Origin of the sequence: Prevotella sp. E13-27, from assembly GCF_023217965.1 — a bacterium.
Lineage (GTDB): Bacteria > Bacteroidota > Bacteroidia > Bacteroidales > Bacteroidaceae > Prevotella.
In genome coordinates this window covers 845,894-871,644 of the sequence record NZ_JALPSC010000002.1, presented here as the reverse complement: position 1 = coordinate 871,644, position 25,751 = coordinate 845,894, and the positions used below count along the sequence as shown (strand labels likewise).

19 protein-coding genes are annotated in these 25,751 nt (G+C 46.8%); 12 read left to right on the top strand and 7 right to left on the bottom strand.

What is annotated here, in order from left to right:
* Positions 1 to 34: 34 nt before the first annotated feature.
* Positions 35 to 1,687: a glycoside hydrolase family 10 protein gene (locus M1L52_RS12615; RefSeq protein ID WP_248615399.1), complete on the bottom strand. Its 1,653-nt coding sequence runs from the start codon at positions 1,685 to 1,687 to the stop codon at positions 35 to 37.
* 137 nt (positions 1,688 to 1,824) lie between these two features.
* Here M1L52_RS12615 and M1L52_RS12610 point away from each other — a divergent pair, with 137 nt between their 5' ends.
* The 5 genes from M1L52_RS12610 to scpA all read left to right on the top strand — a co-directional run bounded on the left by M1L52_RS12610 (position 1,825) and on the right by scpA (position 8,918).
* A complete protein-coding gene (locus tag M1L52_RS12610) occupies positions 1,825 to 3,264 on the top strand; it encodes a carbon starvation protein A (protein WP_248615397.1) in 1,440 nt (479 codons plus the stop codon).
* 15 nt (positions 3,265 to 3,279) lie between these two features.
* Positions 3,280 to 3,789: an outer membrane beta-barrel protein gene (locus M1L52_RS12605; protein WP_248615396.1), complete on the top strand. Its 510-nt coding sequence runs from the start codon at positions 3,280 to 3,282 to the stop codon at positions 3,787 to 3,789.
* Positions 3,790 to 3,866: 77 nt separating this feature from the next.
* On the top strand, positions 3,867 to 4,715 hold the full coding sequence (gene nadC, locus M1L52_RS12600) for a carboxylating nicotinate-nucleotide diphosphorylase (protein WP_248615394.1): 849 nt from the start codon (positions 3,867 to 3,869) through the stop codon (positions 4,713 to 4,715).
* 39 nt (positions 4,716 to 4,754) lie between these two features.
* Positions 4,755 to 6,620, top strand: coding sequence for a methylmalonyl-CoA mutase small subunit (gene mutA, locus M1L52_RS12595; RefSeq protein ID WP_248616082.1), 1,866 nt, complete (start codon positions 4,755 to 4,757; stop codon positions 6,618 to 6,620).
* A 132-nt stretch (positions 6,621 to 6,752) separates the two neighbouring features.
* Positions 6,753 to 8,918: a methylmalonyl-CoA mutase gene (gene scpA, locus M1L52_RS12590; RefSeq protein ID WP_248615393.1), complete on the top strand. Its 2,166-nt coding sequence runs from the start codon at positions 6,753 to 6,755 to the stop codon at positions 8,916 to 8,918.
* 57 nt (positions 8,919 to 8,975) lie between these two features.
* Here the strand turns inward: scpA and M1L52_RS12585 are convergent, their stop codons facing one another.
* The 3 genes from M1L52_RS12585 to nadE all read right to left on the bottom strand — a co-directional run bounded on the left by M1L52_RS12585 (position 8,976) and on the right by nadE (position 13,425).
* Entirely contained in the window at positions 8,976 to 9,077 is a 102-nt protein-coding gene (locus tag M1L52_RS12585) for a smalltalk protein (RefSeq protein WP_248615392.1), read from the bottom strand.
* Positions 9,078 to 9,466: 389 nt separating this feature from the next.
* Entirely contained in the window at positions 9,467 to 12,469 is a 3,003-nt protein-coding gene (locus tag M1L52_RS12580) for a TonB-dependent receptor (protein ID WP_248615391.1), read from the bottom strand.
* Positions 12,470 to 12,567: 98 nt separating this feature from the next.
* Complete coding sequence (nadE, locus tag M1L52_RS12575; protein WP_248615390.1) at positions 12,568 to 13,425, bottom strand: NAD(+) synthase; 858 nt, start codon at positions 13,423 to 13,425, stop codon at positions 12,568 to 12,570.
* Between the two features lie 117 nt (positions 13,426 to 13,542).
* Here nadE and M1L52_RS12570 point away from each other — a divergent pair, with 117 nt between their 5' ends.
* Positions 13,543 to 14,418 carry a M48 family metallopeptidase gene (locus tag M1L52_RS12570; protein WP_248615389.1) on the top strand — a complete coding sequence of 292 codons (876 nt, stop codon included), beginning with the start codon at positions 13,543 to 13,545 and terminating at the stop codon, positions 14,416 to 14,418.
* A 20-nt stretch (positions 14,419 to 14,438) separates the two neighbouring features.
* Here the strand turns inward: M1L52_RS12570 and aat are convergent, their stop codons facing one another.
* From aat to M1L52_RS12555, 3 genes are read right to left on the bottom strand one after another with little or no spacing between them, the layout of a single operon-like run.
* A complete protein-coding gene (gene aat, locus M1L52_RS12565) occupies positions 14,439 to 15,080 on the bottom strand; it encodes a leucyl/phenylalanyl-tRNA--protein transferase (protein WP_248615388.1) in 642 nt (213 codons plus the stop codon).
* A gap of 30 nt (positions 15,081 to 15,110) precedes the next feature.
* Positions 15,111 to 17,345, bottom strand: coding sequence for an AAA family ATPase (locus tag M1L52_RS12560; protein ID WP_248615383.1), 2,235 nt, complete (start codon positions 17,343 to 17,345; stop codon positions 15,111 to 15,113).
* Positions 17,346 to 17,354: 9 nt separating this feature from the next.
* Entirely contained in the window at positions 17,355 to 17,657 is a 303-nt protein-coding gene (locus M1L52_RS12555; protein WP_248615381.1) for an ATP-dependent Clp protease adaptor ClpS, read from the bottom strand.
* A gap of 163 nt (positions 17,658 to 17,820) precedes the next feature.
* Between M1L52_RS12555 and M1L52_RS12550 the strand changes: the two genes are divergently transcribed.
* From M1L52_RS12550 to lpxB, 6 genes are all read left to right on the top strand, one after another.
* Positions 17,821 to 19,539 (top strand): transporter substrate-binding domain-containing protein, encoded by a 1,719-nt coding sequence (locus tag M1L52_RS12550; RefSeq protein ID WP_248615379.1) that lies wholly within the window; start codon positions 17,821 to 17,823, stop codon positions 19,537 to 19,539.
* 39 nt (positions 19,540 to 19,578) lie between these two features.
* A complete protein-coding gene (locus M1L52_RS12545) occupies positions 19,579 to 21,918 on the top strand; it encodes a mechanosensitive ion channel family protein (protein ID WP_248615378.1) in 2,340 nt (779 codons plus the stop codon).
* A gap of 68 nt (positions 21,919 to 21,986) precedes the next feature.
* Entirely contained in the window at positions 21,987 to 23,075 is a 1,089-nt protein-coding gene (trpS, locus tag M1L52_RS12540; RefSeq protein ID WP_248615377.1) for a tryptophan--tRNA ligase, read from the top strand.
* Positions 23,076 to 23,123: 48 nt separating this feature from the next.
* Entirely contained in the window at positions 23,124 to 23,801 is a 678-nt protein-coding gene (gene trmD / locus M1L52_RS12535; RefSeq protein WP_248615374.1) for a tRNA (guanosine(37)-N1)-methyltransferase TrmD, read from the top strand.
* Positions 23,802 to 23,817: 16 nt separating this feature from the next.
* On the top strand, positions 23,818 to 24,594 hold the full coding sequence (gene surE, locus M1L52_RS12530; protein ID WP_248615372.1) for a 5'/3'-nucleotidase SurE: 777 nt from the start codon (positions 23,818 to 23,820) through the stop codon (positions 24,592 to 24,594).
* 13 nt (positions 24,595 to 24,607) lie between these two features.
* Positions 24,608 to 25,750, top strand: coding sequence for a lipid-A-disaccharide synthase (gene lpxB, locus M1L52_RS12525; protein ID WP_248615366.1), 1,143 nt, complete (start codon positions 24,608 to 24,610; stop codon positions 25,748 to 25,750).
* Position 25,751 lies beyond the last annotated feature (1 nt).

Here is a 25,751-nt window from a genome sequence, read left to right as displayed (position 1 = left end):
TACTTCGAGCGTTCTTACCAAACGCTTCTCGTTGTTAGATTCTGTGTCGTCTGTCAATAGTGAAGAATCCCATTCTGTGGTTGCGCCCCTTGCGTCCGAGTGTTCTCCATTGATACATGCCTTCTGGCAGATCGGAAACAGAAATCTTGTTCTTCTTATATGACACCACCTTTACGGCAGCCCCCTGTAGGGTCTCGATTATTATGAAGTCGGCATCTATGGTCGATGGCTTTATGGGGAGAACAAATTCATTACTAACCATAGTGACAGCAGCTTTTCCTTTCTCTTCAACATCCTTCTTCACTCTCGATGCGCTAAGCTGTACTGGCTCGCTCTCCATTCCGTATCTGTCTTGTACTGTTACAGCATAGTTCAGGCTTGTTCTTCTGTCTATAAGAATAGAGTTGGAAGTGAAGCGAGTCTTAACCAAGTTCGATGCTTTGTTCACATCAACAGGAAATTCCTTTGACGCATACACATTATATACTATGTCGCCATCTGCCTTAGCCCATCTCAGCAGAGAGTCATTTTCCACTTCAAGCCAAAGTGGTGAAGAAGGCTTCTTTGACGATTTCCACCACATGGGTGGTATCAGCGATGGGGTAGAGTTGAAGCCCCTTGTGAAGTCGTAGATACCTTTGCAATTGTCTGTGAGGAACTTCGAACGGAAGAAGCAATGTCCCAGCCCGTTCTCTCTTATCATGTTCATCTGGCGTTCCACATCTATGGCTTCCCATTTTCCTTCCCTTGGGTCGAGGAAATATATTCCAAGACCAGGTACGACTATACGTCCATAGGAACGCTCTTTCCAATCTAAGACAAATGGAAAGAAATTATTATCACGGAAGTACATCATGGGGAAGACAGCATCCATGAGTCCGTCCTTCAGCCATTGCTGTGCATCCTGAAAGACCCTTTTGCGAGCATTCCATCCGTTTGAGCTGTAGCGTGTCAGGTCGTCATGCTTGCCTATTGGTGAGCAACTGAACATCAGCCAAGGCTTGTAGATGTTTATGTCTTTGCGTATTTCTCTAACTATACGAGTGATGTTCGCTCTTGCAATATCCTTGCTGGGCTTGCCCTTCCACGTCTCTGGATAGCGGATATAGTCGAGGTGTATGCCGTCAACATCGTAGTTCCTTACAATCTCCCTGCAACAGCTCACAAGATAGTCGGCTGTCTCAGGGCGCTCAGGATTCATGTATCCGTCTTCGCCAATCTTTATGACCATCTTCGGATGCTTCTTCCTTAATGTGGCGCATCCCAGCTTTTGCCATTTGCCAATGGGGATGGTCACCACCCACGCATGTAGCTGCATGCCTCGCTTGTGGCACTCATCTATAGCAAACTTCAGAGGGTCGTAATTTGGCGCCTTGCCTGGATGTCCTGTTATGCATCCGTCCCAAGGTTCAAGTGCTGAGGGGTAAATTGTGGTGCCTCTTACTCGTGACTGTAGGAAGACAAGGTTTATTCCTGCTCTCTGAAGATCGTCAAGAATCCTGCATAGTTCAGCCTTCTGGCTCGTCTCGTTATAGCTGTGGGGCCAGTCTATGCCTCCTATGGTAGTAAGCCATACGGCTCTTATCTCGTGCTTTGGTGAAACCTGATTGAGGAAATTGTCTGCCTTGACTTTCTGGCTTAGAGAAAGAGCAAGCAGAAACATAAAAAGAGTGAAAAACTTTTTCATAACATGAATTTGCATGCAAAATTACTTATTTTATCGTTAAAATGCAATTATTTCATAATTCTCTGCTCATAATTTCAAAATATTTAATTACTTTTGCATGACAAATCTATTGAAAATATATAATAAGGTATAGCTAAATGATTACTTTTGTATTAAGTCTTGTCGCTTTGATCGTGGGCTACATGATTTATGGACGTATCGTAGAGCGCGTTTTCGCACCTGACGACCGTGAGACTCCTGCTGTGGCAAAGGCAGACGGAGTGGACTTTATTGTTCTTCCTTCATGGAAGATTTTCATGATTCAGTTTCTGAATATCGCTGGAACAGGTCCCATCTTTGGTGCCATCATGGGTGCTAAGTTTGGTCCTGCTGCCTATTTGTGGATTGTCCTTGGTTGCATCTTTGCAGGAGCCACCCATGACTATCTTTCAGGCATGCTCTCCATGCGTAACGGAGGTGCTGGCCAGCCAGAGCTCGTGGGCAAATATCTTGGATTAACGACAAAGAGGATAATGCTCGTCTTCTCAGTATTCCTATTGATGATGGTGGCAGCGGTGTTTGTCTATAGTCCTGCCCTGATTATGGGAAAGCTCTGTAGCGATGACCTTATGTGGGTATATATATGGTGTGGCATAATCTTTGTCTATTACATCATTGCAACGATGCTGCCTATTGACAAGATTATTGGTCGCATCTATCCTCTCTTTGCAATATCAATGCTGTTCATGGCTGTAGCGCTGATGGCTGTGCTCTTCATTAAGTGGCCATCGCTTCCAGAACTCTATGACGGCATCTATGGAGAAGGCTTTACCACTCCTATATTCCCAGCACTCTTCATAACCATTGCCTGTGGCGCCATAAGTGGCTTCCATGCTACTCAGACTCCGCTGATGGCTCGTTGCGTGAAAAATGAGAAGATGGGACGCCCCATGTTCTATGGAGCAATGATTACTGAAGGACTCGTAGCCCTTATCTGGGCAACGGTGTCCATGTATTTCTTCTATGGTGGCGCAGCTCAGGAATTGGGCTTGCCGACAACCCTTCAGGCACCAGAGGTGGTGACTGAGGTAAGCAAGGGCTGGCTTGGCACATTCGGAGGAATCCTCGCTATGCTTGGTGTTGTAGCAGCTCCTATAACAAGTGGTGACACAGCTCTTCGCTCTGCTCGTCTCATCATAGCAGAGTTCATTCACTTGGAGCAGAAATCTTTCATGAACCGCATTTGGATTTGCATACCATTATTTGGCATTACTTTCCTGCTTCTCTATTTCAATATTGAGAATCCTGACGGATTCAACGTCATCTGGAGCTATTTCGGATGGAGCAACCAGACATTGGCTGTGTTCACGCTATGGGCTATAACAGTATATCTCGTTAGGGAGAAGAAATGTTTCTGGATAACCCTTCTTCCTGCGCTGTTCATGACGGTGGTTTGCTCATCGTTCCTCATGGTGTCGCCAAATGCCTTCAACTTTGAAATGAACATTGGATATATCGTTGGTGCCTCTGCCTTAGCTGTTGCTGTGGTGTGGTTCCTCTTATGGCACAGAGCAGAAATGAAAAGACTAAATAAATAGAATTCACATAAAGTCATGAAAAAGAAATTTTTAATGATGCTTTTGGCTTTGACTATGTCAGCCACATCGTTCGCTCAGTTTGAACAGGGTAAGAAATATGTTAGTACCAGCCTTTCAGGCGCCAATCTTCATTTCACAGGTGCTGAGAAATGGAAGTTCGACTTAAACGCCAAGGTAGGTTATATGATAGAAGACAACTGGATGGCGCTGGCACAATTGGAATATGGCTATCGTAAGTATGAGCCAAACACTCTCATGATGGGTGTTGGAGCACGTTACTATATCGTTGAGAACGGACTGTTCCTTGGCGCAGGTGCAAACTATTGTCATCGTGGCGTGGTAGGCGCTCCTATTGACGACTTCATTCCTACTGTCCACATTGGCTATGCCTTTTTCATTAACAAGACGGTTACCATAGAGCCTGAGTTCTACTATAACCAGAGCCTTAAGGACCACAGCAACTTCAGCGACGTAGGCATTCGCATTGGCCTTGGCTTGTATCTTGATGAAATCTTCGGATTCTAAATGATGCCCCCCCTATATATAAAGAGGTGTAACTGAATAAGTATCTATTAATCTTAAAAATCAATACTATTTGAATTATGCTTTCAGTAGAAGAATTAGTTGACAGACTTATTGACCTGTCGTTTGCAGAAGATATTGGCGATGGCGACCACACCACGCTATGTTGTATTCCTGAAGATGCAATGGGCAAATCCCACTTGCTCATAAAGGAAGATGGTATTCTCGCAGGCGTTGAGATTGCCAAGGAAGTGTTCCGCAGATTTGACCCTGAGATGAAGGTCGAGGTACTCATGGGCGATGGCTCTCATGTTAAGAAGGGCGACATTGCTATGATTGTTAGCGGACGCATTCGTTCACTTCTTCAGACAGAACGTCTCATGCTTAACATCATGCAGCGCATGAGTGGTATTGCCACCATGACAGCACGCTATGTAGAGCGCCTGAAAGGTACTGGCACACGAGTGCTTGATACTCGCAAGACTACTCCAGGCATGCGTATGCTTGAGAAACAGGCAGTAAAGATTGGTGGTGGCTGCAACCATCGCATTGGTCTTTTCGACATGATCCTGTTGAAAGACAACCATGTTGACTTTGCAGGTGGCATAACTAACGCCATAGACCGTTGCCACAAGTATCTCGAAGAGAAGGGACTGAACCTTAAGATTGAGATTGAGGTGCGTTCTTTCGACGAGCTCAATCAGGTTCTCGAACATGGTGGCGTGGATCGTATCATGCTTGACAACTTCTCCGTGGCTGACACAAAGAAGGCTGTTGACATCATAAATCATCGCTTTGAGACAGAGTCGAGTGGGGGAATCACCTTTGACACCATTCGCGATTATGCTGAACAGGGCGTTGACTTCATATCCGTAGGAGCGCTGACACATAGTGTCAAGGGTCTGGATATGAGCTTCAAAGCTTGCTAATACAATACTTAATAATAAACCAATTTTCTTAAACCTAAAATTATGGCAAACAGAGAAAAACTTTTTACAGAGTTTGCTGCACCGACTCGCCAGGAATGGCTTGACAAGATTGAGGTTGACTTGAAGGGAGCCGACTTTCAGAAACGCTTGGTGTGGAGAACTAACGAAGGATTCAATGTTCAGCCTTTCTATCGTCGTGAAGACTTGGAAGGCTTGAAAACACCTGACGCTCTGCCAGGTGAGTTTCCATTTGTTCGTGGAAACAAGAAGGACTCTAACGAGTGGTATATACGTCAGAATATCGAGGTTGATGACCCGAAGGCTGCTAATGCCAAGGCACTCGACATCCTGAACAAGGGTATAGACTCTCTTGGCTTCCACATTCCAGGCAAGCTGGTTTCCATGGATACCGTTGAGACGCTGCTCGATGGCATCTATTGCGAGTGCATAGAGGTAAACTTCTCTACCTGTCAGCGCCATTCGCTTGAGCTTGCTGAAATCCTCAAGACCTATTGGACAAAGAAGGGTTACGACAAGGAAAAGATTGTTGGCTCGATAGAGTGGGATCCCATGAGGAAGATTGTGATGACAGGTAAGGATGTAACGCCTGTGCTCGCCTTTGGTCCTAAGCTGGCTGAGTCGCTCAAGGAGTATCCCAACTTCCGCAGTATTAGCGTTCATAGCGATGCACTTAACAATGCAGGTGCCTACATCGTTCAGGAGTTAGGCTATGCGTTGGCTTGGGGTAACGAGTATCTGCAGCAGCTTACCGATGCAGGCGTAGATGCTGACCTTGCAGCAAAGAGCATCAAGTTTAACATGGGCGTCAGCGAGAACTATTTCATGGAGATTGCTAAGTTCCGCGCTGCCCGCCTGCTCTGGGCTCAGATTGTGAAGCAGTACGAGCCTAAGTGCGACTGTGCTTGCAAGATGATTATCAATGCTACCACCTCAACGTACAATCAAACATTGTTTGATTCCTACGTCAACCTTCTCCGTTCGCAGACCGAGGCTATGAGTGCTGCCCTGGGTAGTGTTCACTCGATGGTGGTAACACCATTTGATGCTCCTTACGAGGAGGCCACCGACTTCTCAGAGCGTATCGCCCGCAACCAGCAGCTCATCATCAAGGAGGAGAGCCATTTCGACCGTATCGTCGATCCAGGTGCAGGTTCTTATTATATTGAGCACCTCACCAATGCTTTGGCTCAGGAGGCTTGGAAGATTTTCCTCAAAGTTGAAGAAGAAGGAGGTTTCCTTGCAGCTATTAAGGCAGGTACTGTGCAAGACGATATCAATGCTACCAATGTTAAGCGTCATGGAGATGCTGCAAAGCGTAAGGAGTTTATCCTTGGTACCAACCAGTTCCCTAACTTCACTGAGAAGAGCGAAGGTAAGCGTGCCTACAAGCACCATTGCAGCTGTGGCGGTGTGCATCATCAGGGCGAGGAGACAGTTGCTTTCAAGGGTATCGAAAGCACCCGTTTGGCTGCCGACTTCGAGGATTTGCGCATTCATACTGAGGAAACAAAGGTGCCCGTAGCCTTCATGCTTACCATTGGTAATCTGGCCATGCGTCAGGCTCGTGCACAGTTCTCGTGCAACTTCCTGGCTTGCGCTGGATATAAGGTTATCGACAACCTTGGCTTCAAGACAGTAGAAGAGGGCGTTGATGCTGCTCTCGAGGCAAAGGCTGATATCATTGTCATCTGTTCTTCTGACGATGAATATGCCGAGTACGCTATCCCTGCCTTTAAATACTTGAATGGACGTGCCATGTTCGTTGTGGCTGGTGCCCCTGCTTGCATGGAAGACCTGAAGGCCGCTGGCATCGAGAACTACATTCATGTTAAGTGTAACGTGCTTGACACTCTCAAAGAGTATAATAAAAAATTAGGTATCTAAAGACCCTCCCCAACCCTCCCTATAGGGAGGGAGTGGTTACAGGGATAAACATTAACAAAAAACAAAATGTAGAATCCTCCCCACTAACATTCTACTCTCCCCCTGTAGGGGGAGCGGGGAGGGGGTCTAATTATGAGAAAACAATTTAAAGATATTGATATCTATGCAGGCATCAAGACTCAGGATGGTGCCAAGTGGATTAAAGACAATAATATTGAGGCCAACTGGAAAACCCCAGAGCACATCGAGGTTCGCCCAGTTTATACAAAGGAAGATCTTGAGGGTATGGAGCACCTCGACTTTACAGCTGGTATCCCTCCATATCTGCGTGGTCCGTATTCGATGATGTACCCCTTCAAGCCCTGGACCATCCGTCAGTATGCCGGATTCTCTACAGCTGAAGAGTCAAATGCATTCTATCGCCGTAATTTGGCTTCTGGTCAGAAAGGTCTGTCTGTAGCATTCGACCTGCCTACTCATCGCGGTTACGACCCTGACAACCCACGTGTTGTGGGCGATGTAGGTAAGGCTGGCGTATCAATCTGTAACGAGGAGAACATGAAGGTGCTCTTCAGCGGTATCCCCTTGAACAAGATGTCGGTTTCTATGACCATGAACGGTGCCGTGCTGCCTATCCTGGCATTCTACATCGTAGCAGGTCTGGAGCAGGGCGCTCAATTAGAAGAAATGGCAGGTACCATTCAGAACGATATTCTGAAGGAGTTCATGGTGCGTAACACCTATATCTATCCCCCTGCATTCTCAATGAAGATTATCGCCGATATCTTCGAATATACCTCGCAGAAGATGCCTAAGTTCAACAGCATCTCTATCTCAGGTTATCACATGCAGGAGGCTGGTGCTACTGCCGATATCGAGTTGGCTTACACCTTGGCCGATGGTATGGACTACCTGCGTACTGGTGTTAATGCTGGTATCGATGTGGATGCTTTCGCACCTCGTCTCTCGTTCTTCTGGGCTATTGGTATGAACCACTTCATGGAGATTGCCAAGATGCGTGCTGGCCGACTGTTGTGGGCTAAGATTGTGAAGAGCTTCGGTGCTAAGAATCCTAAGTCGCTGGCCCTGCGTACCCACTCACAGACATCAGGTTGGTCATTGACAGAGCAGGACCCCTTCAACAACGTGGGCCGTACCTGTATCGAGGCTATGGCAGCTGTGCTGGGTCATACTCAGTCGCTCCATACCAACGCCCTCGACGAGGCTATCGCTCTGCCTACCGACTTCTCGGCTCGTATCGCTCGTAACACCCAGATCTATATTCAGAACGAGACTAAGGTGTGCAAGCAGATTGACCCATGGGCAGGTTCTTATTATGTTGAGACTCTGACCAACGAACTGGTTCACAAGGCTTGGGAGCATATCCAGGAGATTGAGAAACTGGGCGGTATGGCTAAGGCCATTGAGACTGGTCTGCCAAAGATGCGTATCGAGGAGGCTGCAGCCCGTACTCAGGCTCGTATTGATAGTGGCGTCCAGACCATCGTTGGTACCAACAAGTATCGCTTGGAGCACGAGGATCCTATCGATATCCTCGAGGTAGATAACACCGCTGTACGCAAGCAGCAGGAAGAGAGCCTTAAGCAGGTTCGCTCTACTCGCGACGAGGCCGCTTGTCAGGCTGCACTCAAGGCAATCACGGATTGTGTCCGCGATTTCAAGGAAGGTCGCAAGTCAGAGAATAACCTTCTCGACCTTGCTGTCAAGGCCGCTCAGCTGCGTTGTACTCTGGGTGAGATTTCAGATGCCTGCGAAGAGATCGTAGGTCGTTATAAAGCAGTAATTAGAACTATTTCAGGCGTGTATTCATCAGAAAGTAAGAACGACAGCGAATTTGAGTTGGCTTGTCAGCTCACGGAAGAGTTCGCTAAGAAGGAAGGTCGCCGTCCGCGTATCTTTGTTGCAAAGATGGGACAGGACGGTCACGACCGCGGTGCAAAGGTTGTAGCTACTGGCTATGCTGACTGTGGCTTTGATGTTGACATGGGACCATTGTTCCAGACACCAGAGGAAGCCGCACGTGAGGCAGTAGAGAACGATGTTCATATTGTAGGCGCTTCATCGCTTGCAGCTGGACATAAAACACTCATTCCTCAGCTCATTGAAGAGTTGAAGAAGCTCGGTCGCGAGGATATCATGGTTATTGCCGGAGGCGTTATTCCTGCGCAAGACTACGATTTCCTCTACAAGGCTGGTGTTGCTGCCATCTTCGGTCCTGGCACAAGTGTTGCCTATAGTGCCGTGACAATGATGAAGATTCTCCTTGACAAGGAGTAAGTATTATTATCATCCATAAAAAAACGTCCATTCAAACCGAATGGACGTTTTTTATGTTTACATCATCGTCATGCAGCTTTGCACTCCGAGGCTTGTTGCTATCGCGGTAAGTATCGCCGCGAGCATCTGCAAAATAAATTTCCACGTTTCGTTCTTCATAGCTATCTTCTTTAACAACGGATTTCACGAATTTCACGGATTTTTTTCTCGCGTTCTTTTCTAACTCATCCCCCTCCCCTCGGGCGCTCGGCGCTTGCGACGCTTGGCTCGTCCAAGAATGGAAGGGGTGGGTTTTAGGTTTTACGGCTCTTCCTCAATAGCTCCGCCTGGCGTGTCGTTGCCGCCACCATTGCCGCTTCCGCTTCCGTCGACCAGATATCCGCCCTCGAGACGACAAGCCTACACAGAAGGGCATCTATATCCACGAAGGCAAGAAGGTGGTGATTAAGTAGAGGTAAGAAGTGAGAGGTTAGACTGGAAACAAAAACAACGGGCTGAAACATGAGTTCAGCCCGTTGATTGTTTTATGATTAAATGGGAATTATCGTTTAGAAACGGCCAGGACCTCCGAAGCCACCGCCAGGGAAGCCTCCTCCACGAGTGCCGCCACGGTTGCCTCCGCGATTACCACCACGATTACCACCACGACCTCCGTCAGGACCGCCAGGACCCATGCGCATGGACTGACGCATCTCCTTTGTACCGAAGAGGTTCAGACGATAGGTGGCGTGGAGCATGACGTAGCTATTGATAGAGTTGTACCAGTTATCGGTACGCGACATGGCATCGATGGCGCGCGAGAAGTTAGACTGCTGACGCAGGATGTCGTAGAACTCAAGACGAATAGAGAGCGGCTTACCCGTGAGGAAGCTCTGTGAGATCTGGGCGTTCCAGATGAGCTCGTTGGTGTTGGCAGCAGCATCGCTGAATCCACGACGTGACGACATGTTGAGCGAAGTGGTGAACTGCATGCCCCAAGGTGCCTGAAGAGTGGTATTGAAGCCGTAGTTGAAGTTCCACGTGTTGAGGTTAGAGTTGGGCTGCAGAGCGTTGTAAGAGTAGTTGTACTGCACGCGGCCGTTGACCTCGAACTCGAACCAGTCGTTGCGGTAGCTGGCACCAAGACGTTCAGCGAGGGTGGTGGTCTGGGTGGTCATCTTGCTTATGTTGCCATCGCGATTGATGTCGATATAGCCTGCACGGTTGGCATAGCTGGCATCGGTAGAGGTGTTGATGTTATAGCGGCCAATGGTGTCGAGGGCAGTATTGAAGGTGAGATTGCTGCCAATGTTCCAGTTGCCGTTGATGTTCTCAGGACGCGACGTGCTTCCACCGGTAGTGGGATCATATTTGACCATATTGGCAACAGCGTTGCTCGTGGTAGAGAAATTGATGTTGGCGAAGATGAACTGCTGATGACGCTCAAAGAAGTCGTTGTAGCGCCAAGACAAACGCTGGGTGAACGATGGCTTCAACCCCGGGTTACCACTTGTGATGTGGAGAGGGTCGCTGTTGTCGGTGATAGGCAGCAGGTCGCTCATAGACGGCTGACTGGTATTTCCGCGATACTCGAAGCGCATGTTGCCGCGCTCGCTGAGCTTCCAGCGGAAGTTGGCTGTTGGACTCCAGTTGACAACGGTGCGATTGGTGACGGTGTCGGTAGAGAGGTAGCGGTAGGTGAACTCTGATGCCTGTGGCACTACCTGAACGCCAACGTTGAAGTTATATTTCTCGCGAATGACACGGAGCATGATCTCGGCTGTATGAGTATAGTTCTTATACTGTGAGAATCGGCTCAGGCTCGTGTCGAGGAACTCGTCGTAGGTGTGGCCTCCGAGAGCGTTGAACACCATGCCCCACTGGCGGTAGTCGGGTGAAATGGCCGACATGTCATAGCGGCGGGTGGGGTCGCTCTCGTTCCAGAAGTCATAAGTAGAGCGGTCGCTCTTAGTGAAGCTGTACTGGAAGTTATAGCTGAACTGCAGGAACGTGGCCTTGAAGATGGGCTCGCTATAAGTGAGGCGAACGTTATAGTTGTAGTTCTTCTGAGGTGTAACGTTGTAGCGATTGCGCTGGTAGGTAGAGTCGCCTGTGGCCAACTGGTACAGGTTCACGAGGCTGCGCGAGAACGACTCTGAGGCACCTTCGCTGTAGTTCAAGCCTGACTGGAAGGTGATGTTACGACCAGTGCTGCCCAGCTTGCGGTTTATCTGGAGAGTTCCTCCGAAGCGCTTTGAGTCGCTGTAGGAGAGACTTCCGTTCTGACGCTGGTTGACCACGAAGGTGGAGTCAAGGCCAAGCATCGTTGACACGATGGAGGCAATGTCGTTAGTGGAAGTGGTGTATGTGTAGGGATCGCTGCTGAATGTGGCAGAGCCGCTGGTAGAAGAGCCGTCGTTTGTGGAGTAGCTCCATGTAGGACGGAGGCTGAAGTTCCACAGGGTGTCGGGCGTCCACTCAACGCGCATCTGGGCATTCCATGAGTTAGAGCGAGAGAAGTTCTGGTTCAAAGACTCTGAAAACGATCCGGTCTTGGCAACGAAGTTCTCTGATGAACGGCGGCTCCACACATCGCCGTCGCTATGGTTCCAGCGCACGGAGCCGTCCCATTTCAGCTTCTTCGGGTCTTCGTAGTTAAAGTTCACAGCTCCCATCTTAGAGGCCTGCAGACCGTTGCGACCGCCTCCGCCAAAGCGTCCGCCACCGCCGCCACCGCCGAAGCCCATGTCGTTGGTGTTATTCATATTGCCAAAGCCCATGACGCGCCACTCGTCTTTCATCATGGCTGCCATGCCGCGAGCTGAATAGCGGTCCTTGGTGCCTGCGGCAACATCGATGTTGGCAAACATGCCACGGTTCATGCCACGCTTCAGTCCGAAGTCGAGCACGAGCTGCTCATTGCCATCGTCGATACCTGTCACACGGCTCAGGTCGCTCTTCTCATCGTAGGTCTTGATGCGGTCAACAATGGATGTTGGCAGGTTCTTGATGGCGGTCTTGGTGTCGCCGGTCATGAACTCGCGTCCATCGACCTTAATCTTCTGAACGGTCTTGCCGTTGATCTTGATGCTTCCGTCGTCGCCAATCTCAGCACCAGGGAGCTTCTTCACAAGTTCCTCTACAACGGAGCCTTCGGGTGTGCGATAGGCGGCAGCATTGAAGATGATGGTATCGTCCTTAGTGGTAACCTTGGCCAGGTGCTTAACAACCTCGGCACCCTTAAGCATCACAGCATCGGGAGCTATGGTCATGGTGCCAACATGAACTGGCTTGTCGCCTACAACCACTTTCTTGTAAACGGTCTTGTAGCCGACATAGGTAACACGAAGAAGGTGATTTCCATTTTCCTTTGCCGTAACGGTGAACACGCCATTGACGTTGGTAACAGCATTGGCAACAAGGGTGCTGTCGGTCTTCAACAGCGAAACGGTGGCTTGTATTACGGGTTGTTTCTCGTCGCTGTCAATAACATTACCAGTGACGGTGTGTTGTGCCTGAATAGAAACTACTGCCACAAGCAAGACAGTCATAAGCAGAAATAGTCGTTTCATAAAATATGGAAAATGGTTATCAAATTTACACTTTATGTCTTTATGACGCTTGTCAAGAATAAAGGTTTAATGTGATAACCATTTTTTCCCCAAAAAAATTATTCGTATAGTGAACGTTCGATAAGGAGTGGCATGCGACGGCGCTTGAACTCTGAGCCGTGATGGCGCTTGAGCACGCGCTCAACGGTGTCGGCACCATAGGCGGCATTCATTCGGTCAAGTTCTTTTTTAAGCTGCTCTGGCTGGTCTTTTGTCTGAAGGTAGGTGTTTAGAATATCGTCAACCTCCTCGTAGGTGTGGCCAGGAGCTATCTGAGCCATGTCGCCACCGGCAGCTACACCGTTGCCATCGGTAGGAGTGATGCCATAGCCTGCTCGCAGGGCCTTGTATTTCCAGTCATCGACATCGGTATAGACCTCAGTGAAGAGATACTTGCAGAGCTCATAGACCTCGTGTTTCCACAGACCGCCAATGGGATTGTAGTCGGCCACGTCGCCATGAATGGTCCAGAAACCGAGATAGTGCTCAGTGAGATTGTCGGTATCCATGACCAGACCACCAGTTACTGAAGCCAGGTTATAGAGATAGATCATGCGCAGGCGAGCCTTGATGTTGCCCTGTGAGATGTGAGTAGAAGGGTAACGCTGCTCACAAGTAGCCTTCATCAGCAGATATTCCTTCTGAAGATTCTCAACCCATCCCTCTGAACAGAATGCCTGCATAGACGCGTAGGCAGAATCATTTTCTTCGCGACTGTTGGTAGAACATGGCAGACTAACGCCAATGAACTTGAACCCGCACTCGGGATTGCGCTTAACTACCTCGTAGCAGATGGCAGATGTGACGGTGGAGTCGATACCACCTGACAGACCGAGCACCATAGTCTTAAGATTGCTCTCTTTGAGATACTTAGCGGTCTCGCTAACCATAGTCTCAAACACTCTCTTATAATCCATAAATGATATTACTTTACGTTAATGAATAGATATGTTTTTGAATTTGCTCGCAAAATTACGTATTTTTTGCTACAATACAAATATTTTTATTACTTTTGCACGATTCAAAGTACTATTATGAAACACTTGAAACTATTTTTCCTGTCAATTCTGACCACAATCCTCGTGGGATGTGGCACAACAAACTATGTTCCCATCACAGGGCGCAGTCAGAGTCTAATAGTCAGCGACGAAGAGGTGCTGACGCTTTCCTATCAGCAGTATCAGCAATACATGCAGTCGGCAAAACCGTCAACCAACGCAGCTAATACAGAGATGGTGCGCAGGGTGGGGCAAAGGCTTGCCAATGCGGTGGTGAGCTATCTTAACAAGGTGGGACTGGCTGACGATGCAAAGAAATATGCATGGGAGTTTAACCTCGTACAGAACCAGCAGGTGAACGCGTTCTGCATGCCTGGCGGAAAGATTGTGGTATATGAGGGAATATTGCCCGTGACGCGCGACGAGGCTTCGCTTGCCATTGTGCTTGGTCACGAGATCGCTCATGCTGTGGCTAAGCATTCGGCAGAAAGATTGAGCAACGCCTACAAACAGCAATACGGAGTGTCTATACTGGGAGCTGTGGCTCAAGGTGCAAAGCTGGGCGAAGGAACGCAGGCGCTGCTCTCGCTGGGCACACAGCTTGGTTCGAGCCTGTGGACATCGGGCTTCTCGAGAAAACAGGAGAGCGAGGCTGACCACATGGGACTGATTTTTGCAGCAATGGCTGGCTATGACCCCAATGTGGCTGTGAGCTTCTGGCAGAGAATGGCGGCACAGGGTAGTGGCAGCGGAGGACTGTTCAGCGACCACCCATCGGACGCAAAGCGTGTGCAGGACATACAGAAGTGGTTGCCTGAAGCTTTGAAATACTATAAAAAGTCTGCAGCAACAACGACTCCTGGAACGGTGAACACGACAAAGACCATTAAGATTTCAAGCAAGAAGAAATAGGATAAGAAGCTTGACGATTACTACTCTCTACTGATGATTTTCATGTATTCGTCGTAGTCGATGTAGCGTCCGCCCATAGATTTAAGATGCGGTGTCTCGAACTGACAGTCAATCAGCGAGCCGCCGCATTCTTGCATTATCTGAGCCAAACTGATGAGGGCAAGCTTCGATGCACTCGGCACAAGCGAGAACATGCTCTCGCCAAAGAAAGCGCTGCCGATGTTTACACCATAGAGACCGCCTACGAGACGCTCTTTCTCCCATACCTCAACACTCAGGGCAAAGCCTTGATTGTGAAGCTCAGTATAGGCAGCTGTCATATCGGGCCCCAGCCACGCATATTCTTCATCAATGCGCAGACCTCCACAGTTGGCTATCACGCCTTCGAAATCTTTGTTGAACGTAACTGTATATATGTTCTTGCGCATGAGCGTGCGCATGGAATGAGAAATGTGTATCTCATCAGGGAAGATGACGAAACGCTTCTTGGGGCAATACCATATAGGCTCGTCGTGGCGGAAAGCATACCAAGGGAAGATTCCGTGCTGATAAGCCAGCAAAAGGCGGTCGATGCTTAGGTCTCCACCCACGGCAAGGCAGCCGTCATCGTCAGCCAGATGAGGGTCGGGGAACCACAGTTCGTCGTCGAGTCTGAATACCATATTCGTAATTTTCCTTTATAGTGCCAGTTATCATTCTATGGCAAGCTTATCGTCGCTAACGCCGATGTTAGCTTCGCCTCCGTTCTTCAACTTTCCAAAGAGAATCTCTCTCATAAGGACAGGCTTCAGATCGTGGGCAATGACTCGGTCTATCTCGCGTGCACCATAATCATTGGTGAAGCCTTTCTTAAGCAACAGGGCAAAAGCCTCGTCAGAAAGGGTCATCGTGACATTCTTTGCCGTGAGCTTCTCCTGAAGCTGAGAGAGCTTCTTCTTTAGTATGAGAGAGGCCATAGCATTATCCATATCGTTGAACACAACCGTTCCTGACAAACGGTTGATGAATTCGGGCTTGAACGTCTTCTTGACCTGACGCAACATGGCTTCGCCTCGCGACACATGACTGCCGAAGCCTATAGACGCCTGAGTGGCATATTGGGCACCAGCGTTGGAGGTCATGATGAGAATGACATTGCGGAAGTCTGACTTACGACCTTTGTTATCAGTCAAGCGAGCATAGTCCATCACTTGAAGCAGAATGTTATAGATGTCGCTGTGGGCCTTCTCAATCTCGTCGAGAAGCAAAACGCAGTTAGGGGTCTTTCGGATAGCGTCGGTAAGCTGGCCACCGTCTTCATAGCCCACATAGCCAGCAGGAGAGCCAATGAGCTTGGCAACGGTATGTTTCTCAGTATATTCACTCATATCGAAACGCACGAGCTCAATGCCGAGCTCTCGTGCCAGGACACGGGCGACTTCCGTCTTACCAACACCCGTAGGTCCAACGAAGAGAAGCGATGCTAAAGGTTTGTCTTCATCGGTAAGTCCTGCCTTCGCCATCTGTACAGCCTCAACAACATGTTTGATGGCATTGTCCTGTCCGTAGATCTGAGCGAGAAGGTTATCGGAGAGGGTTGCAAGCTGCTCGGCATCGTTCTCCTTGACTGTCATTGCTTCAGTCTTACACATCTTGGCAAGAATCTCTGCAAGGAAGTCATCAGTAATCTCGCGCTTGACAGGTTCAAGCTCCATCTTAGCGCCTGCCTCATCAATGAGGTCTATGGCTTTGTCGGGCAGGAAACGGTCGGCTATATGCTTCGCCGTTCCTTTGACAGCGAACTCTATAGCCTCATCGGTATAGACCACATTATGGAACTCCTCATACTTGCCTTTCAGTTGCTTCAGAATGTTTATCGTCTCGTCAATGCTCGGCTCTGAGATATCAATCTGTTGGAAGCGACGAACAAGTCCCTTAGACTTCAAGAAATACTTGTTAAACTCTTCGTAAGTAGTTGAACCAATGAAGCGTATATCACCAGCTTCAAGATAAGGTTTAAGCATATTTCCTGCATCCATTGAACTCTCGCCAATGGCTCCAGCACCCACGATGTTATGTATCTCATCCATATAGACGATAGCATCGCCTTCGGCTTTCATTCCCTCGAGAATCATCTTCAGGCGGTTCTCGAAGTCACCACGATACTGGGTGCCGGCAAGCAGGGTGCCGAGGTCTAGCTGATAGACCACGCAGTTCTTCAGACGCTCAGGAACATTGCCATCGACAATACGGCTAACAAGACCATAGACGAGAGCCGTCTTGCCAACGCCTGGCTCGCCAATATGAAGCGGATTGTTTTTATCCTTGCGGCAGAGTACCTGAATGGTGCGCTCCAGTTCAGCTTCACGACCTATGAGCGGATTGTGGTTTGCCACAGTATCATTCATGCACTCAACAAGCTTGCGCCACGACTCAGGCTTCTGAGCCTCCTGTTCATCAGCATTGTCGTCATCATCGTCATCGCTGTCAAGGGAGTTCTCGAAGTCTTCATCTTCATAGACGGAGATAAGGTCGCTGACGAAGTTCTCAGCTTCATTGCCTAGGAGGTTCTTAAGCGTATAGCTCGCCCAAGAATCTTCAAGCTCCATCATGGACACAACGAGGTGAGGAACATCAATAGACTCTGCGCTGCTATATATGACTTGCCTGTAGGCAGACTCAATGAGTTGGGTCATTTGTGCCGACAACTCGGGCTCCACCTCAACGTCATCGGGCAGGGGAGGTGTGTTGCGAAGATGGCTCTCAACATTGTCTTCCAACAGCTGAATAGAAGCATAGATGCTGATAACGGTGCTAAAAGTGCCATCTTCGAGCATGGCGAAAAGAAGATGCTCAGGCATAATGAACTCATGTCTGAACGCCTCGCAACGGTCGGCAGCCTTATTGATAAGGGCTTTTGCTCTTGGTGTATAGTCTATATTTGCCATTCTTGATTGTTATTCTGGTTCACAAGCCAATCGAAGCGGATAGCCGCTCTCACGTGCCATGCGGGTAGCCTTGTGCACTTTTGACAGAGCGATGTCGTAAGTGTAGATTCCCACCACGGCTTTGTCACTGTGGTGCACCTGAAGCATTAGTGCCTCGGCTTCTGCCTGACTCTTAAAGAAAACGTTTGTAAGTATCATTACAACAAACTCCATTGTAGTGAAGTCGTCGTTGTAGATAATGACCTTGTAGCGTCGCGGCTCTCGAAGGTCGGTGCGTTGCCGCTCCTTTACTGATGACTGTTCGTTGGGCATAGTGTTTGGCCTTTAATGTGTGCAAAGATAAATAAAAATCTGAAAACAAAAATGAAATATGTCATGTATTTTTCTAATGGAAACTTCTTTTTAGTATTACAATGTTTAAAAATAAAAAGTTTTTCGTAAATTTGCATCCTCAATGCAAACAAGTGCAACCATAATGATTACAATCAATAATATAAACAGGCTTTTCTGTAACATACTGGCGACAGTGGTCATTCTGTCGTTGATGGCTTCGTGTGACACTTCTTCTGAGAAATACTTCAAGGCACGCAAGGACGACACAAGCGTAAGCCAGATGGCCAAGCACTTTGGATTCACGAAAGAAAGCCCGCTCGTGGTGGGCATGAACACCAGCTATGCGCCACTTCAGTATGTTGATGATCAGGGACGGCCGTCGGGTTACGATGTGAAGTTCACGTCGATACTTCTAAAACGAATGGGCATACCGTTCACATTCTCGCCAAACCGTTGGGAAAAGATGTCGCCTGGAATCATAGAAGGAAAATACGACCTGGGGTTGCTCGTCTATAGTTCATATCGCAAAGAACTTACGAACTATTCAAATGCCGTATTCCGTCTCTATTATCAGATTGTCTATCGCAAGAAAGACTATAGTGAGTTTGACTTTCGTCATTTAAGCGGCAAGAAGATTGCATATATGCGTTCGCGTCCCATAGGAGTGATGCTGAAGAGTGCAGGAGCAGAAGACTATGCCGTTACAGACCTGAGTGAAGCTTTCGAAGATCTGAACAACGGAAAATATGATGGCGTTATCTGCTATCGTTTCCAGGCAGCCTATAACATTGATAAGTTCCATCTACAGAATGTGATGAAGACTGAAGAGCTATCTCTTGAGCCACGTGAGTACTGCTATGCCAGCCACAACGCTGAGCTCATAGACAGCATTAATGCAGAGATGCGCAGGATGGAAGCTGAGGGCATAATTGACGACATCTATGGCGAAGACGTGGTGTCGCAGTTCGGAGAAATAAAGATTCCTGTATGGGTATGGGTGTTGTTGGTTGTCCTGACATTCGTATTCCTTGTTGTCTTCAGCGTAAACCGTTATCTTCTCAGCAAGCGTCTTGAGCTGGCACACCAGAGCCTGCAGAAAGCCTACGACCAAATGGCTGAGAAAAATGAACAGCTTGTCGTGGCAAATGCTCGTGCCGAAGAATCAACACGAATGAAAAGTGCGTTCATTAAACAGATTTCTCACGAGATACGCACCCCGCTCAACATCCTTAGCGGTTTTACACAGCTCATAACGACACCAGGTGCGACTCTTTCGGAAAAGGAACGTTCCGACGCATCGAAGCAGATTATTGACAGTACTGACCGTATAACAGGACTCGTAAACAAGATGCTTGAACTCTCAGAAGTGAGCAGCAATATTGTACTTGAGCGTAATGACGAGGTAACATCGGCCCAAATAGCACATCAGGCAATACTCATGTCGGGTATAGGCGAAGCGTCACATCTCGACTTTGAATTGAAACTTGAAGAAGGTTCAGATGCTGTCATTAAGACAAATCTTCGATCGGCTGTACGCATAGTAGAACTGTTGCTTGACAACGCAATGAAGTTCACGCATCCTGCTGAAGCGCTCATGGCTCAGTCTGCCAAAGAAAAAACAGCAAATGAGCATGCAAGACTTATCGTCTCTGAAGGTCGATTCATAATAGAGGATACTGGAATAGGTATACCTGCAGAGGAACAGGAGCGTATATTCGATGAATTCGTACAGCTCGATGAGTACTATGACGGAACTGGCATAGGACTAACTGTAGCACGAAGCCTCGCCCGACGTCTTGGTGGCGACATAACGCTTGATACTAGCTATAGTGATGGAGCCCGTTTCGTGGTGACGATATAAGCCGATTTATACAAAAAAGAAATCAACATATTTACACAGATGAACATAAAAAGAATCATTCTATTGTTGGTCGTTTTTATTTCAGTATGCGGCGATGTTAGCGCAGTATTGAAAGAGAAAAACCTAGAACAAACATTGTCAGTACTTCGTCATGAACTGGTGCTTAGACATATTGAGCAAACAAGTCAAGTAGTTGAGCGCAGACGATATAATACGCAGACTCTTAATGAGCTAATAGACATAATGAAGCGCTCAAACCAGAACTCTTTGATGCTTTATTCACAGAACTCAGACTATGTGTTTGATCTCACTTATGCATGTCATGAGGCAACAGAACTGTATCAGCAGTTCCAAAGCAGAAGAGTGCCGTTCCAAGAATTTCTACAAAGACACGATGCTGAGATAGCAAAGTATGATAGTCTGATTGTTAGCTTGAAAAACATGCCTACAGCTATGCTTGGACAGAGAGCCAATACTGACAGGAATATTTGTCTGACACTGGCTATAAGCATCAGAAACTCGTTAGCAGAGAACAGATTGCAGACTGTTGACTACATACATTATTATGAGATGAGTGAGCAGAAGTTACGCAACATGAACGACTATGCCCAGGTGAGATACAACGAGATTCAGCGTGGCATATTCATGAATGGCGGCGACAACTATTTCAACGTACTGCATAACATACAGGAGAAGTTCAATGATATGTTAGTCACGATGAATGACAAATATAAGTCGGCGCCTAACTCACAATGGGACAGCAAGATCATATTTGGATTGTTCTTAGTGATTCTCTTCTATATAATCATTGCAACCATCATCAATCAGCTGGCAATCAGAGTACTGTTGCCCAAGAAACTAAGAACAGAAGAATTCAAAAAGAAGCGTAGCAGCATTATAATGGCTACGACAACTATCACCTTTGCATTGATTTTAATCATAGGAAGAAACATTGGTGATCAGAACTTCATTATAATGGCTTCAAACCTGCTCGTGGAATATGCATGGCTGCTTGGCGTGATTCTCGTTTCGTTGCTATTGAGAGTAAGTGGTGACCAGATTGCGAGTGCATTCAGAATATACTCACCATTGATAGTAGTGGGATTCCTTGTCATAGCATTCCGAATAATACTTATACCGAAGGAACTGGTAAACCTTATATTTCCACCAATACTATTGCTAGCCGCATTCTGGCAATGGAACGTGATATCACGACATAATAAGAATGTGCCACAGCAGGACATGTTCTACACATACCTGTCGCTTCTGGTATTCATCACATCTACTGTTTGTTCATGGAGCGGATACACACTCTTGGCAGTACAGATACTCATCTGGTGGATAATGCAGCTTACATGTATTCTCACAATCACATGTCTGTCAAGATGGATGACAATATTCGGAGAGCGACACAACATGAAGGACAACCCCATCACAAAGAGCTGGCATTTCCATTTAATGTCAGATGTGGTAATGCCCGTCATGGGAGTACTGTCGCTCATGCTGAGTATATACTGGGCTGCTGACGTGTTTAACCTGAGCGACCTTTGCTGGCAACTGTTCCGACAGAACTTCATAGATATGGAGAACCTGAAGCTGTCAATACTGAAGCTATCGTTCGTAATCTGTCTGTGGTTCTGCTTCCGCTATATAGCTTTCACCATGTTGGCTTTCATGTCGCTGCATTTCGAGAATCAGGACCCGTCAACAGCTGCATCACGCTCAGTAATGAGTAAGAACATCATTCAAGTTCTTGTGTGGAGCATCTGGCTTCTATTGTCACTCGGACTGCTGCACATTTCGCTAGCATGGTTATTGGCAATCTCAGGCGGTCTGTCAACAGGTATCGGTTTCGCATCGAAAAACATCATTGAGAATATCTTCTATGGCGCATCTCTGATGGCCGGTAGACTAAAAGTTGGTGATTGGATTGAGGTAGATGGTATAATGGGTAAGGTACAGCAGATAAGCTATACCTCTACAATAGTCGAGGCAAAATCGGGTGAGGTTATAACATTCCAGAATTCGCAGCTTTTTGATAAGAACTACAAGAATCTTACTAAAAACCACGGATATGTGCTTGCATCAATACCATTTGGAGTGGCATACGGCTCAAACCTGCGACAGGTGCAGCAACTCGTGGAAGACGCTGTCAACAAGCTACATAACGAATGGATAGATCCAACAAAGAAGGCTGGCTCGGTTATAACAGCAATGAACGATTCAAGTGTTGACTTTAAACTGTTTGTGTGGGCTGATGCTGTAATGAAAGGGGTTGTCATCAGCGATGTGACACGTTGCATCTACGAGACTCTTAATGAGAATGGCATAGAGATTCCATTCCCACAGAGAGATGTGCATATTATCCAGAATTCATAACTCATAGATAGCTAATTGTATTAGGATAAGAATTGAAATTAAATAACAACACATATTATTATATTAAAATGGGAAAAGTAATTTTGACGGGCGACCGTCCTACAGGAAAACTTCATTTAGGTCACTATGTTGGTTCTCTGCGTCGTCGCGTAGAGCTTCAGAATGCTGGTGATTATGACCGCATGTTTGTGTTTATGGCTGACGTACAGGCGCTGACAGACAATGCAGATAATCCTGAGAAGATAAGACAGAACATCATAAACGTTGCACTTGATTATTTGGCAGCAGGACTTGATCCTGACAAATGCATACTATTCATTCAGAGTCAGATTCCAGAACTGGCTGAACTGACAACATATCTAATGAACCTCATCACTGTATCGCGTGTTCAGCGTAACCCAACGGTAAAGACAGAGATAAAGATGCGTAACTTTGAGGCAAACATTCCATTGGGATTCTTCTGCTATCCTGTATCTCAGGCTGCCGACATTACTCTTTTTAAGGCTACAACGGTGCCTGCTGGCGAAGATCAAGAACCAATGCTTGAGGTAACGCGTGAGCTGGTGAATCGCTTTAACAACACATATGGACCTGTACTCGTTGAACCATACATCATGCTGCCAGAAAACGTAACAGCACGCAGACTGCCTGGAACTGATGGAAAGGAAAAGATGTCGAAGAGTCTTGGTAACTGTATTTACCTAAGCGATTCTGCCGATGAGGTGTGGCAGAAGGTACGTTCAATGTATACAGACCCAACTCACCTGAATGTATCTGACCCAGGACATGTTGAAGGAAACGCTGTGTTCACATATCTTGACGCATTCTCTACAGACGCAGACTTTGCTAATTTCTTCCCTGATTATCAGAATCTTGACGAGATGAAAGACCATTATCGTCGCGGAGGACTGGGCGACATGAAGTGCAAGAAGTTCCTCAATCAGGTGCTTAATCAGCATTTGGAGCCTATGCGTCAGCGTCGTCATGAGTTCGAACAGGATATCCCTGAGATATACAATATCCTGAAGAAGGGTACTGAACAGGCTCGCGCGGTAGCAAGTTGCACTATGGATGAAGTGAGAAAGGCAATGAGAATTGACTATTTCAACGATGCTGAGCTTATCCGTCAGCAAGCAGAGATGTTTAAAGCGAAATAAATGACTAAAGCTCCTCAACGTTATTCACATTATATATAGAAAGAAGGAATGCGAATAGACATTATATCTGTTTTACCAGAGATGCTGGAGGGATTCGTCCACGAGTCAATATTAGCACGTGCTGAGAAGAAAGGGCTTGCAGAGATTCGTCTTCACAATCTTCGTGACTATACATTAGACAAGTGGAGAAGGGTAGATGACTACCCTTATGGAGGTTCGGCAGGAATGGTCATGCAGTGTGAGCCTATTGACAGATGTATCACGGCACTAAAGGCAGAACGTGACTATGACGAAGTAATCTTTACTTCTCCTGATGGTGAACGGTTTGACCAACATATGGCAAACGAACTTTCGCTGAAAGGAAACCTGATAATTCTCGCTGGTCACTATAAAGGTATTGATCAGCGAGTGAGAGACCATCTCATTACAAAGGAAATATCAATTGGCGACTTCGTGCTTACTGGTGGTGAGCTCGTTGCTGCTATGATTGCCGATGCAATTGTAAGAGTGGTGCCAGGGGTTATCGGAGATGAGCAAAGTGCTTTGTCAGACTGCTTTCAGGATGATTTGCTGGCAGCACCGATATATACCCGTCCGGCAGAATATAAAGGATGGAAGGTGCCAGAGATACTCTTAAGCGGAAATGAAGCAAAAATTAGGGCATGGGAACTGGATCAAGCATTAGAGCGTACTAAAGCATTGCGTCCTGACCTATTGGAAAAATAGTCAACATCAGTAACAGATGAACAAAAGACCGACAATACTTATATCAAACGATGACGGCTATGAGGCAAAGGGCATTAACGAACTCGTAGAAATGCTTAGACCTCTTGGAGACATCATTGTATGTGCACCTGACTCAGCACGTTCTGGTTTTTCCTGTGCTTTCTCAGCAACAACACCTTTGCGACTAACTAAGCATCATGATGAAGATGGACTGCAAATATGGTCGTGTAACGGTACGCCTACAGACTGTGTGAAGTTAGCTCTGAATCAGATAATGAATGGCGCAAAACCGGACATTGTGATAGGTGGCATCAATCATGGTGACAACGCTTCAGTTAATACTCACTACAGTGGAACCATGGGAGTAACGCTTGAAGGTTGTATGAAGTATATCCCTTCGGTAGCATTCTCACTTTGTGATTATAGGGCTGATGCTGATTTCACACCACTTCGTCAATATATTATTGAGATAACAAAGAAAATACTTAGTGAAGGTTTGCCTGTAGGGGTTTGCTTAAATGTAAACTTCCCAAAACAGGCATCTTTCAAAGGTGTTAGAGTTTGCAGAATGTCACCAGGAACATGGGATAATGAGATAACAGTCTGCCATCATCCGCGTGGGTATGATTACTATTGGATGGTAGGGCACTATCAAAATGATGCGCCAGAGGCTGTAGATACAGACCGTTGGGCGTTGGATAATGGATACGTTGCCATAACGCCAACACGCATTGACGTAACAGCATACGAGAGTTTTGAGGCTCTGAAAGACTATACGAACATAACGGTTTAAGAACATTTCTACTATGAGGTATTATCTTATAGCTGGCGAAGCCTCAGGCGACTTACATGCATCTCACCTAATGAGAGCATTGAAAGCTCAGGACAAAGATGCTGAATTTCGCTTCTTTGGAGGTGATATGATGGCTGAAGTGGGTGGCACGCTTGTCAAGCATTACAGGGAACTGGCATACATGGGTGTCGTGGCTGTGGTCATGCACTTGCGGACAATACTCAGAAATATGCGTTTATGTAAAGCTGACATCGTAAGATGGAAGCCTGATGTAGTCATATTAGTAGATTATCCAGGATTTAATCTTGATATAGCGAAGTTCCTTAAAGCGAAGACCAACATACCAGCCTATTACTATATATCTCCAAAGATATGGGCATGGAAAGAGTATCGTATAAAGAATATCAGAAGGGATATTGCTGAACTCTTTTCTATCCTGCCGTTTGAAGTGGATTTCTTTGAAAAGAAACACAACTATCCAATTCATTACGTTGGCAACCCTACTGCTATAGAAGTGGCAGAATTCAGAAAGCGATATACCGAAACGCTGGAAGCGTTTAGTAAGAATAATGGTCTTAATATAGATAAACCGATTATGGCTGTGTTGGCTGGTTCACGAAAACAAGAGATTGATGGCAACTTGCCAACAATGCTTCAAGCAGCTAAACATTTTAGTAACTATCAAATTGTTATAGCTGCAGCACCAGGAATAGACGACAGCTATTATAATAAATATGTGGACGACTGTGATGTTAGGATAGTTAGAGACCAGACGTATGCTCTGCTGACTCATGCTCATGTCGCACAGGTGACGAGTGGAACGGCTACTCTTGAGACTGCATTATTCAAAGTACCTCAAGTAGTGTGCTATGCAACTGTTTTTCCAAAACTTATTGGACTCCTGAGGAAAGTGGTACTGAAAGTGAAATATGTATCGCTTGTTAATCTGATTGTCAATAGAGAGATAGTAAAGGAACTTGTAGCAGACTCTTTCACAGTCGGAAACATTATCAATGAACTTTCAACTATAGTTGATGGCAAAGGAAGGGAAACAATGCTTGAGGGCTATGAAGACCTTTCACGTATCCTTGGTGAAAAGAATGCTCCAGTGGAAGCAGCATCAATTATGATAGAACTGCTTAGAAAAAAGAAATGAA

What these genes read in the sequence shown, in the direction of transcription:
- M1L52_RS12580 (WP_248615391.1), bottom strand. Translation starts at nt 12,469, where the DNA reads ATGAAACGACTATTTCTGCTTATGACTGTCTTGCTTGTGGCAGTAGTT.
- M1L52_RS12610 (WP_248615397.1), top strand. Translation starts at nt 1,825, where the DNA reads ATGATTACTTTTGTATTAAGTCTTGTCGCTTTGATCGTGGGCTACATG.
- M1L52_RS12550 (WP_248615379.1), top strand. Translation starts at nt 17,821, where the DNA reads ATGATTACAATCAATAATATAAACAGGCTTTTCTGTAACATACTGGCG.
- M1L52_RS12555 (WP_248615381.1), bottom strand. Translation starts at nt 17,657, where the DNA reads ATGCCCAACGAACAGTCATCAGTAAAGGAGCGGCAACGCACCGACCTT.
- trpS (WP_248615377.1), top strand. Translation starts at nt 21,987, where the DNA reads ATGGGAAAAGTAATTTTGACGGGCGACCGTCCTACAGGAAAACTTCAT.
- M1L52_RS12545 (WP_248615378.1), top strand. Translation starts at nt 19,579, where the DNA reads ATGAACATAAAAAGAATCATTCTATTGTTGGTCGTTTTTATTTCAGTA.
- M1L52_RS12615 (WP_248615399.1), bottom strand. Translation starts at nt 1,687, where the DNA reads ATGAAAAAGTTTTTCACTCTTTTTATGTTTCTGCTTGCTCTTTCTCTA.
- aat (WP_248615388.1), bottom strand. Translation starts at nt 15,080, where the DNA reads ATGGTATTCAGACTCGACGACGAACTGTGGTTCCCCGACCCTCATCTG.
- M1L52_RS12605 (WP_248615396.1), top strand. Translation starts at nt 3,280, where the DNA reads ATGAAAAAGAAATTTTTAATGATGCTTTTGGCTTTGACTATGTCAGCC.
- scpA (WP_248615393.1), top strand. Translation starts at nt 6,753, where the DNA reads ATGAGAAAACAATTTAAAGATATTGATATCTATGCAGGCATCAAGACT.
- M1L52_RS12570 (WP_248615389.1), top strand. Translation starts at nt 13,543, where the DNA reads ATGAAACACTTGAAACTATTTTTCCTGTCAATTCTGACCACAATCCTC.
- trmD (WP_248615374.1), top strand. Translation starts at nt 23,124, where the DNA reads ATGCGAATAGACATTATATCTGTTTTACCAGAGATGCTGGAGGGATTC.
- nadE (WP_248615390.1), bottom strand. Translation starts at nt 13,425, where the DNA reads ATGGATTATAAGAGAGTGTTTGAGACTATGGTTAGCGAGACCGCTAAG.
- surE (WP_248615372.1), top strand. Translation starts at nt 23,818, where the DNA reads ATGAACAAAAGACCGACAATACTTATATCAAACGATGACGGCTATGAG.
- lpxB (WP_248615366.1), top strand. Translation starts at nt 24,608, where the DNA reads ATGAGGTATTATCTTATAGCTGGCGAAGCCTCAGGCGACTTACATGCA.
- M1L52_RS12560 (WP_248615383.1), bottom strand. Translation starts at nt 17,345, where the DNA reads ATGGCAAATATAGACTATACACCAAGAGCAAAAGCCCTTATCAATAAG.
- nadC (WP_248615394.1), top strand. Translation starts at nt 3,867, where the DNA reads ATGCTTTCAGTAGAAGAATTAGTTGACAGACTTATTGACCTGTCGTTT.
- M1L52_RS12585 (WP_248615392.1), bottom strand. Translation starts at nt 9,077, where the DNA reads ATGAAGAACGAAACGTGGAAATTTATTTTGCAGATGCTCGCGGCGATA.